This is a genomic window from Faecousia sp. (genome assembly GCF_048519415.1).
Classification (GTDB): Bacteria; Bacillota; Clostridia; order Oscillospirales; family Oscillospiraceae; genus JAZOXB01.
The window spans coordinates 1-8,810 of record NZ_DBFZUT010000086.1; the positions used below are offsets into that span (position 1 = coordinate 1).

10 protein-coding genes are annotated in these 8,810 nt (G+C 62.2%); 8 read left to right on the forward strand and 2 right to left on the reverse strand.

Annotated elements, in window-relative coordinates; all coding sequences use genetic code 11:
• The first annotated feature begins 70 nt into the window (after positions 1-70).
• The gene (locus ACMKFF_RS09100) at positions 71-634 is read left to right on the forward strand and encodes a hypothetical protein (RefSeq protein WP_419496730.1); all 564 of its coding nucleotides are present in this window, start codon (positions 71-73) and stop codon (positions 632-634) included.
• A 56-nt stretch (positions 635-690) separates the two neighbouring features.
• On the opposite strand, the gene ACMKFF_RS09105 is transcribed toward ACMKFF_RS09100, so the two are convergent.
• Positions 691-1,191: a deoxycytidylate deaminase gene (locus tag ACMKFF_RS09105; protein WP_349134600.1), complete on the reverse strand. Its 501-nt coding sequence runs from the start codon at positions 1,189-1,191 to the stop codon at positions 691-693.
• Between the two features lie 14 nt (positions 1,192-1,205).
• Between ACMKFF_RS09105 and ACMKFF_RS09110 the strand changes: the two genes are divergently transcribed.
• Entirely contained in the window at positions 1,206-1,334 is a 129-nt protein-coding gene (locus tag ACMKFF_RS09110; RefSeq protein WP_349134601.1) for a hypothetical protein, read from the forward strand.
• A gap of 37 nt (positions 1,335-1,371) precedes the next feature.
• On the opposite strand, the gene hydA is transcribed toward ACMKFF_RS09110, so the two are convergent.
• The gene (gene hydA / locus ACMKFF_RS09115; protein ID WP_419496731.1) at positions 1,372-2,742 is read right to left on the reverse strand and encodes a dihydropyrimidinase; all 1,371 of its coding nucleotides are present in this window, start codon (positions 2,740-2,742) and stop codon (positions 1,372-1,374) included.
• Positions 2,743-3,106: 364 nt separating this feature from the next.
• Here hydA and ACMKFF_RS09120 point away from each other — a divergent pair, with 364 nt between their 5' ends.
• The 6 genes from ACMKFF_RS09120 to ACMKFF_RS09145 all read left to right on the forward strand — a co-directional run.
• A complete protein-coding gene (locus tag ACMKFF_RS09120; RefSeq protein WP_349134603.1) occupies positions 3,107-3,820 on the forward strand; it encodes an ABC transporter ATP-binding protein in 714 nt (237 codons plus the stop codon).
• Positions 3,814-5,403, forward strand: coding sequence for a hypothetical protein (locus tag ACMKFF_RS09125; RefSeq protein ID WP_419496732.1), 1,590 nt, complete (start codon positions 3,814-3,816; stop codon positions 5,401-5,403). Before ACMKFF_RS09120 ends, ACMKFF_RS09125 begins: the two co-directional genes overlap by 7 nt.
• A 15-nt stretch (positions 5,404-5,418) precedes the next feature.
• Positions 5,419-6,333 (forward strand): ABC transporter ATP-binding protein, encoded by a 915-nt coding sequence (locus ACMKFF_RS09130; protein ID WP_419496733.1) that lies wholly within the window; start codon positions 5,419-5,421, stop codon positions 6,331-6,333.
• A complete protein-coding gene (locus ACMKFF_RS09135) occupies positions 6,330-7,238 on the forward strand; it encodes an ABC transporter permease (protein ID WP_419496734.1) in 909 nt (302 codons plus the stop codon). The genes ACMKFF_RS09130 and ACMKFF_RS09135 overlap by 4 nt, the downstream gene beginning before the upstream one ends.
• Positions 7,231-7,752 carry a helix-turn-helix domain-containing protein gene (locus ACMKFF_RS09140; protein WP_419496735.1) on the forward strand — a complete coding sequence of 174 codons (522 nt, stop codon included), beginning with the start codon at positions 7,231-7,233 and terminating at the stop codon, positions 7,750-7,752. The genes ACMKFF_RS09135 and ACMKFF_RS09140 overlap by 8 nt, the downstream gene beginning before the upstream one ends.
• Before the next feature lie 112 nt (positions 7,753-7,864).
• Positions 7,865-8,810 (forward strand): SPFH domain-containing protein (locus ACMKFF_RS09145; protein ID WP_418487014.1); only part of this gene is annotated, 946 nt, incomplete at its 3' end.

Sequence of the window (8,810 nt, forward strand, 5' to 3'; positions counted from 1 at the left end):
AATATAGGAGTGAAGGGAGGCCGCTCCGCAGGAAGAATCATTTATGAATTGAAAGAAAGGACAGATTATCATGAAAGGAAAACGATTCCTTCTGGTTATACTCGTTTTCGCATTATCAGTCTCTTTGCTTGGCTGTGGAGAAATGCCTGACGCAGAGGTGCAGCTGCGATACGGCCTGAGGATGTTCTTCAATCGGTTTAATTTCTTCCAGCCAACCAGTTTTTACGGTTTCTCTGGAGATAATCTGGATGATCTGGAATGGGGTGCGGAGCAGCTCAGGGCCGGCATGGAGGAAAGCACGGCCCTGCTTCAGAAATACCCAAACGCTTATGCGTCCCTTCAGCTGCTGGTTCAGATCCCGACTGTACTGAGATCCCTGTACGAGGCAGCAGGGACGGAAAAGCTTACCTTTGGCGATCTCCCCCCCGCGTGGCAGGCATGCCTGTACGATGTGGACATCCTGCTGTATCCGTGCCTGTTTGCCTGGACCGAAAGTGACGGCTCTTCCGTGATGGGGCTGTTTGCCCTGATGGAGTCCTCGGGCAGCGCGATCAATTTCATGGATCGCAATGTCGTCTCCCGCCAGGGAATCGAGTGGCCGGAGCCGATAGACTGGACACCGCCGGATGTTTGATCCCGGTACATAGCAAAAAGCTGCTGCAGAGCGCTCGCTCTGCAGCAGCAAATTTGTTATGCCTGTTCGCCGGACTCGGAGGGGTCGATGACGGAATCGTCGTGGAAGACCCAGTCCTGCACGTTCAGAATGTCGTAGGTCGAGGGAGTGCGGCGGATGACGATCTTCGAAAGACCGGCGTTGATGATCATCCGGCGGCACATCGGGCAGGGGAGCAGGTCGGGGATCAGCTCGCCCGTGGCGACGTCGCGCCCGGCCAGATAGATCGTGCCGCCGATGCACTCGCTGCGCGCGGCGGAGATGATGGCGTTCATCTCGGCGTGGACGCTGCGGCAGAGCTCATAACGCTCGCCGGCGGGGATGCCGAGCCGTTCGCGGATGCAGTAGCCGAGGTCGATGCAGTTGCTGCGGCCGCGCGGTGCGCCGTTGTAGCCCGTGGAAACGATCTCGTCGTTGCGGACGATGAGCGCCCCGGAGTGAGAGCGGCTGCAGGTAGAACGCTCCAGCACGGTCTCCGCGATGTCGAGGTAATAGCTTTCCTTATCGATGCGCCCCATGGCAGTGGCCTCCAATGATCGGAACATTGCCATTATTATACACCCTGCAGGAAAAAACTGCAAGCATTTTTCCGAAAAACGCGCCATTTTTGGCGAAAAAACAGCTCAAAAATGGGAGTTTTGCTCCACCAGATGAAAAATAACCGGTGAAGACTGAGGCTGCAATGGAGTGATGCTGCTTTAGAGCATACATTTTCCGCGGTGCAGATACTGCCCATTACGGTCGTGGAGAATTTTGCCCTCCCGGACGACGCAGGTGCCGCGCAGGTAGACCTCTGCGATATGGCCCGCGATCTGCGTGCCCTCATAGGGGGCGTAGTCGACGTTTGCCGCCTGATCGGCTGCGGTGATGCAGCTCGTGCCGCGCGGGTCATATACGACGATGTCCGCGTCCGCGCCCGGCTGCAGCACGCCCTTGCGGGGGAAGAGACCGTAGAGCTTCGCGGGCGTTTCGGCCAGCACATCGGCCATGCGCTCGGCCGTGATGCGGCCAGCTGCGACGCCGTAGGTGAACAGCAGCGTGCCGCGCGTCTCCACGCCGGGCATGCCGCCGGGAATTTTCGTGAAGTCGCCGCGCCCGGCGTCCTTCTGCGCGAGGGTGAAGCTGCAGTGATCCGTCGAAACGGTCTGGATCTCACCGTCGGCCAGCGCCTTCCACAGGCGCTCGTTGTCGAGCTTCTTGCGCAGCGGGGGCGCGCAGACATAGCGTGCGCCTGCAAAGTCCGGCAGGCTGTAGCGTGAGTCGTCCAGCAGCAGGTAGTGCGGGCAGGTCTCCACAAAGACCTTCTGCCCGAGGCCGCGCGCGGCCTCGACCTCGCGCAGGGCGGCCGCCGTGGACAGGTGGACGATCATGACGGGCACATCGGCCACGCGTGCCAGCTTCAGCAGACGGCCGACGGCCTCGGCCTCGGCCTCCGCCGGGCGGCAGAGGGGGTGAGACGCCGGGGAAAGCGCGCCTGCGGCCTTCTTTTCGGCGATGAGCGCATCGATCATGCCGGCGTTCTCGCAGTGCACGCCGACGATGCCGCCGAGACGCTTCATCTCGCGCAGGGCGTGGAACATGGCCTCATCGCCGATCATCATCGCGGGATAGGTCATGTACATTTTGAAGGAGGAGATGCCCTCGTCGAACATCTGCGGCAGCTCGGCGCGGATGCCGTCGTCCCAGTCGTCGATGGTCATGTGGAAGCCGTAGTCGCAGCCGGTCTTCCCGTCCGCCTTCTCATGCCAGCGGGCAAGGCCGGTGTGGAGCGTTTCGCCCTTGTTTGGGCAGGCAAAGTCGATGACGGTCGTCGTGCCGCCGCGCAGGGCGGAGCGGCCGCCGGTGTAGAAGTCGTCCGCCGTGACGGTGTTGCAGACCTCAAGGTCGAAGTGTGTGTGCGCGTCGAGAAAGCCGGGGAACAGCAGCTTGCCGCTGACGTCGATCTCCTCGGCCTCCGGGCAGGAAAGCGCCTCGCCGACGGCCTCGATGCGTTCGCCGTCGATGAGCAGATCGGCTTTCCGGCAGCCGGAAGCGCCGACGATCACGCCGCCTTTCAGCAGCTTTTTCATACGAATCCACTCCTTTTTGTTTGGTTGGCTACCCCGCATCATTCCTCTTCGGCCTTCGGCGGATATTTTTCGCCGGTCCATCGGTTTGGAAAGTTTGACGTGCACAAAGCACGCCCGCACTTTCCAAACCTTGCCTCGACAAAAAATCTCTCGCCGGATGCTCTTGAGGAATGATGCGGGGCAGCCTGTGTATTTGCCGGTTGATACTATTCTGTATTTTATTCTATCACTGCGGCGGGGAAAAGGGAATCCCCTTTTTCTGCGGGAAATGCCGCCGCGGCGCGAATCGACGATTGACAGGGAAAGCGTCCAGACCGTATAATGGGGCTGTACCGGTTATCCAAAAAGGAAGGAGATATGTTCCATGCTGCAAATTGAACATCTGACGAAGACCTACGGCGAAAAGAAGGCCGTGGACGATCTGAGCCTGCACATCCTGCCCGGTGAAATTTACGGCTTCATCGGCCACAACGGCGCGGGAAAGACGACGACGCTGAAATCCGTCGCCGGGATCCTGCGCTTCGACGCCGGAGAGATCCGCATCGGCGGCACCTCCATCCGCACGGACCCGCTGGCCTGCAAGCGGAAGCTTGCCTACATCCCGGACAATCCCGATCTCTATGACTATATGACGGGTATCCAGTATCTGAACTTTATTGCGAACATTTTCGGTGTCAGCGCGGCGGACCGGCAGGTGCGCATCCGCGAGCTTGCGGAGCGCTTTGAGCTGACGAACGATCTGGCCCAGCCCATCGCCGCCTACTCCCACGGCATGAAGCAGAAGCTGGCCATTATTTCGGCCTGGCTCCATGCCCCGCAGCTCGTCGTGATGGACGAGCCGTTCGTCGGCCTGGACCCGAAGGCCGCCCATCTGCTCAAGGGCATGATGCGGGAGCTGTGCGACCGCGGCGGCGCGATCTTCTTCTCGACGCATGTGCTCGAGGTTGCGGAAAAGCTGTGCGACAAGGTCGCCATCCTGCGTGCGGGCAAGCTCATCCGCTCCGGCACGATGGACGAGGTCAAGGGCGACGACTCCCTCGAGGAGGTCTTCCTGGAGCTGGAGGGCGAGACATGCTGAGTGCCCTTCTGAAAAAGCAGCTGCAGGAGATCTTCCGCAGCTACTTCTATAACGCCAAGCAGGGCAAGGCCCGCTCCCGCGTCTCGACGGTGGGCTATTTTGCCTTTTTTGCCGTGCTGATGGTCGGCGTGCTGGGCGGCATGTTCACCTATCTGGCGCATTCCCTGTGCGCGCCGTTCGCCGCAGCCGGGATGGAATGGCTGTATTTTACAATCATGGCCATGGTCGCCATCGTGCTCGGTGCATTCGGCAGCGTATTCAACACCTATTCGAGCCTCTATCTTGCCAAGGATAACGACCTGCTGCTGTCCATGCCGATCCCGGTGCGCACCATCCTGTTGTCCCGCCTGCTGAGCGTCTATCTCATGGGCCTGCTCTATTCCGGCGTTGTGCTGCTGCCCGCTATGATCGTCTATTGGGTCACGGTCTCGGCTGCGCCCGCCGCCCTTGCGGGCGGTCTGCTGCTGTTTGCCCTTGTCACGATCTTCGTGCTGACGCTCTCATGCGCGCTGGGCTGGGTCGTGGCGAGGGTCAGCCTGAAGCTGAAGCACCGCAGCATCACGGTGGTACTGACGTCGCTGCTGTTCCTCGGCGCTTACTATTTCGTGTATTTCAAGGCGCAGAGCTTCCTCTCGGAGCTTGTGACGAACGCAGCCTACTACGGCGCGCAGATCCGCGGCAAGGCCTATCCGCTCTATCTGATCGGCCGTGCCGGGGCCGGCGACGGCCCTGCCATGGCGGTGATCACCGCCGTGGTGCTCGTTCTGTTTGTCCTGCTATTCTGGCTGCTGTCGCGCAGCTTCCTGCGCATCGCCACGGCAAGCGGCAGCACGGTGCGCCGTGTCTACCGCGAAAAGACCGCCGTGCAGCGCGGTGCGGGCACGGCCCTGCTTGCGCGGGAGCTGCGGCACTTCGGCGGCAATCCCAGCTATATGCTCAACTGCGGCCTCGGTATCCTGCTGCTGCCGCTCGGCGGCACGGCCCTGCTATGGAAGCGCGATCTTCTGGATGTGCTGCAGCCTATGGTCGGAGGGCAGGGGATCGCGCTCATCCTGTGCGCGCTGGTGTGCCTGCTGGCATCCATGAATCTCATGGCTGCGCCGTCCGTTTCGCTCGAGGGCCGGACGCTCTGGCTCGTGCAGTCGCTGCCGGTCCGGCCATGGCAGGTCCTGCGGGCCAAGCTGCAGCTGCAGCTTGTGCTGACGGCCGTCCCCGCGCTGATCGCGGCGGTCTGCGCAGCCGTGGCTGCCGCGCGCCCGGTGGGAGAGACGTTCCTGCTGCTGGCCGTTCCGCTCGGCTATGTCCTGCTGCTGGCGCTGTTCGGCCTGTTCGCGGGCCTGAAGCTGCCGAATCTGACGTGGACGAATGAGATCACGCCCATCAAGCAGGGCGGCAGCGTCATGCTGGCCCTGTTCGGCGGCTTCGTCTATGCGGGCCTTCTGCCGCTGGCCTATTTCCTCGGGGCAGACGCCCTGGGCCTTTCTGCCTGCCTTGGAATTTATCTCGGCCTGACGCTGGCGCTTGCTGCCGTGCTGTATGTCTGGCTGCGCAGGCGCGGCGCGGCCGTGTTCGCGGCTCTGTAACAAAAAGGAGAGAGTATGAACGATATTCTGGAGGTCCGACACCTCGTCAAGCGCTTCGGCGATGTGACGGCGGTGGACGATCTGAGCTTCCGCGTGCGCGAGGGCGAGCTGTTCGCCTTCCTCGGCGTGAACGGCGCGGGAAAATCCACGACCATCCACATTCTCTGCGGCCAGCTGGCCCGCGACGGCGGCAGTGTGTGCGTCTGCGGCGCGGACCCGGACGAAGCGCCGGAGCAGCTCCGCCGGAGCCTCGGCGTGGTGTTCCAGAGCTCCGTGCTGGATCAGGCGCTGTCTGTGCAGGAGAATCTGCGCAGCCGCGCGGCGCTTTACGGCATCCGGGGCACGGCGTTTTCCCGCCGTCTTACGGAGCTGACGGACCTGCTGGAGCTGGGCGAGCTGCTGCGCCGCCCCGTCGGCAAGCTCTCGGGCGGCCAGCGCCGCCGTATCGACATCGCCCGCGCCCTGCTGCACCGGCCGCGCCTGCTCATCCTGGATGAGCCGACGACGGGCCTTGATCCGCAGACGCGCAGCCTGCTGTGGCAGGTCGTGGCGGGCCTGCGGCAGGAGGAGAATCTGACGGTCTTCCTCACCACGCATTATATGGAGGAGGCTGCGGACGCGGGCTACGTTGTCCTGCTCGACCACGGCAGGATCGCGGCGGAGGGCACGCCGCTGCAACTGAAAAACACCTATGCGCACGATACGCTCACCCTATACGGCGTGGGTGAGGCGGACGTGCGGCGGCTCGGCCTGCCGTATGCGCCTGCGGAGCAGGGCTGGCGCGTCACCGTGCCGGACCCGGCTGCCGCTGCGGAGCTCATCCGGCGGGAACCGGCGCTGTTCCGCGATTTTGAGCTGACCAAGGGACGGATGGACGATGTGTTCCTCGCCGTCACGGGCAAAAAGCTGGCGGGAGGTGCGGAGAAATGACCGGACTCGGTGCGCTGATCCGGCGCAACAGCAAGCTGTATTTCAAGGATAAGGGCATGTTCTTCACCTCGCTCATCACGCCGATGATCCTGCTGGTGCTCTATGTCACCTTCCTCAGCCGGACGTATGAGGATTCGTTCCGTTCTGCCCTTGCGGCAGCCGGGGCACAGGTGGAGGACTCGCTCCTGCATGGCTGTGTCGGCGGGCAGCTCATCTCGTCGCTGCTGGCCGTCAGCTGTGTGACGGTGGCCTTCTGCTCGAACCTCACCATGGTGTTCGACAAGGTCTCCGGTGCACGGAACGACCTGACCGTTTCGCCGGTCCGGCCCGCTGTCCTCTCGCTGAGCTATTATCTGGCGACGTTTTGCACCACGCTGCTCATCAACGGCATCGCCGCGGCCGCCTGCTTCGGTTATCTGGCGCTGACGGGCTGGTATCTGAGCGCTGCGGACGTGCTGCTCGTGCTGCTGGACGTGGTGATCCTGGTGCTGTTCGGCACGGCGCTGTCGTCCTGCATGATCTTCCCGCTTTCGACGAACGGGCAGGCCAGCGCGGTCGGAACGATCGTGAGCGCGGGGTACGGCTTTGTCTGCGGGGCCTATATGCCCGTTTCGAGCTTCTCGCCCGTGCTGCAGAAGGTCATCGCCTTCCTGCCGGGGACGTATGGGACCGCTCTGCTGCGCTGCCATGCGATGCGGGGCGTGTTTGCGGAGATGCGCCGCATCGGCTTTCCGGCGGAGGTCGTTTCGGGCATCCGTGACAGCGTGGACTGCAATCTCTATTTCTTCGGCCATGCCGTAAGCACAGGCGCGATGTATGCCATCATGCTGGGGAGCATCGCCGCGCTCATCGGCCTTTACGTCCTGCTGAACCGCCCGGGACACGGAGGAAAGCACCATGGGTAGAGCCTCCACCAGACAGAACAAGACGCCCTATCAGCTGGCCCGCGAGGAGCTGGGCCTTTCCCGCGAGCGGGCGGCGGAGCTGCTGGAGACCATCCCGGCGGAGCGCATCGAGCGCATCGAAAGCGAGCGCTCCCTGCCGCGGCCGGACGAGGTGCTGCGCATGGCGCAGCGGTATAAGAAGCCGTCGCTCTGCAATGCCTACTGCGCCCGCGCCTGCCCCATCGGGCAGGAATATGTGCCGGAGATCAAGCCGAAGGAGCTTCCGGCCATCGTGCTCGAGATGCTGGCGACCCTCAACACGCTCGGCCGCGAGCGCGGCTGCCTCATCGACATCTCGGCCGATGGCAGCATCGATCCGGACGAGCTGGCGGATTTCCTGCGCATCCAGCGGGAGCTGGAGCAGATCTCCCGGACTGTGGAGGCCCTGCAGCTCTGGGCGGAAAAAATGATGGCCGACGGCCGCATTGACCGTGCGGCCTATACGCGGGAAATCTCCGCAGCGGGAGAAAAATAGCGGGTGTTAATTTGTACATTTGAGCCTTTATTTTCTGCGCCCGGCCTGATAAAATAAGACCATACACAGCGGATCCGTAAAACCCACCCAGATACAGAAAAGGAGAGTAACAATGGTTATTTTTATGTTCGGCATCGTGCTTACCATCGTGCTTTTCATTGCCATGGGCTTTGTCCGCGGCGAGGGCATGAGCTGGAGAGTCAACAAAAAGCAGCTGCTGGCGCTGGTCGGTGTGCTCGTCATCGTGTTTTCGTGCTATGTCTCCATTCCGGCAGGCCACACCGGCGTCGTGACAACGTTCGGCAGCGTGGAGAACTACACGCTCGAGGCCGGCATGCACTTCAAGCTCCCGTGGCAGGAGGTCATCAAGATGGACAACCGCGTGCAGAAGAGCACGCAGGATATGTCCTGCTTCTCCTCCGACATTCAGGAGGTCAGCATGACCTACACCGTGAACTATCAGATCAGCAAGCAGGATGCCATGACGATCTATAAGACCATCGGCATCGGCTATTACGATACGGTCATCGCCCCATGCATCACGGAGTCGGTCAAGATCGTCACGGCCCAGTATACGGCTGAGGACCTCGTCTCCAGCCGCAGCCTGATGGCCTCGCAGATCGAGGAGGTCCTGTCCAAAAAGCTGGCGGCCTACAACATCGAGCTGGTCGGCGCTTCCATTGAAAATATGGATTTCACGGATGCCTTTACGGATGCCGTGGAGGCCAAGCAGGTCGCCGAGCAGAACAAGCTCCGCGCCGAGACCGAGGCACAGCAGCGCGTTCTCGAGGCCAATGCCGCTGCGGAGATCAAGCGCATCGAGGCGGAGGCTGATGCCTATGAGCTGACGACCCGTGCCGAGGCCGAGGCCGAGGCGAACCGCAAGATCGCCGAATCCCTGACGGAGGCCCTTATCGCCTATACTTACGCGGAAAACTGGAACGGCGAGCTGCCGACGTTCATGACGGGCGACGGCGCAACGCTGCCGATGTTCGACATGTCGGCCCTGCTGAACGGCACGGCCGATAACGGAACGACCGCCGCGCAGCCTGCGGAAT

Bases quoted from the DNA above. Each gene is read 5' to 3' on its own strand.
- ACMKFF_RS09100 (WP_419496730.1), top strand. From the start codon at position 71: ATGAAAGGAAAACGATTCCTTCTGGTTATACTCGTTTTCGCATTATCA.
- hydA (WP_419496731.1), bottom strand. From the start codon at position 2,742: ATGAAAAAGCTGCTGAAAGGCGGCGTGATCGTCGGCGCTTCCGGCTGC.
- ACMKFF_RS09130 (WP_419496733.1), top strand. From the start codon at position 5,419: ATGAACGATATTCTGGAGGTCCGACACCTCGTCAAGCGCTTCGGCGAT.
- ACMKFF_RS09125 (WP_419496732.1), top strand. From the start codon at position 3,814: ATGCTGAGTGCCCTTCTGAAAAAGCAGCTGCAGGAGATCTTCCGCAGC.
- ACMKFF_RS09105 (WP_349134600.1), bottom strand. From the start codon at position 1,191: ATGGGGCGCATCGATAAGGAAAGCTATTACCTCGACATCGCGGAGACC.
- ACMKFF_RS09140 (WP_419496735.1), top strand. From the start codon at position 7,231: ATGGGTAGAGCCTCCACCAGACAGAACAAGACGCCCTATCAGCTGGCC.
- ACMKFF_RS09120 (WP_349134603.1), top strand. From the start codon at position 3,107: ATGCTGCAAATTGAACATCTGACGAAGACCTACGGCGAAAAGAAGGCC.
- ACMKFF_RS09110 (WP_349134601.1), top strand. From the start codon at position 1,206: ATGATCGGAACATTGCCATTATTATACACCCTGCAGGAAAAAACTGCA.
- ACMKFF_RS09135 (WP_419496734.1), top strand. From the start codon at position 6,330: ATGACCGGACTCGGTGCGCTGATCCGGCGCAACAGCAAGCTGTATTTC.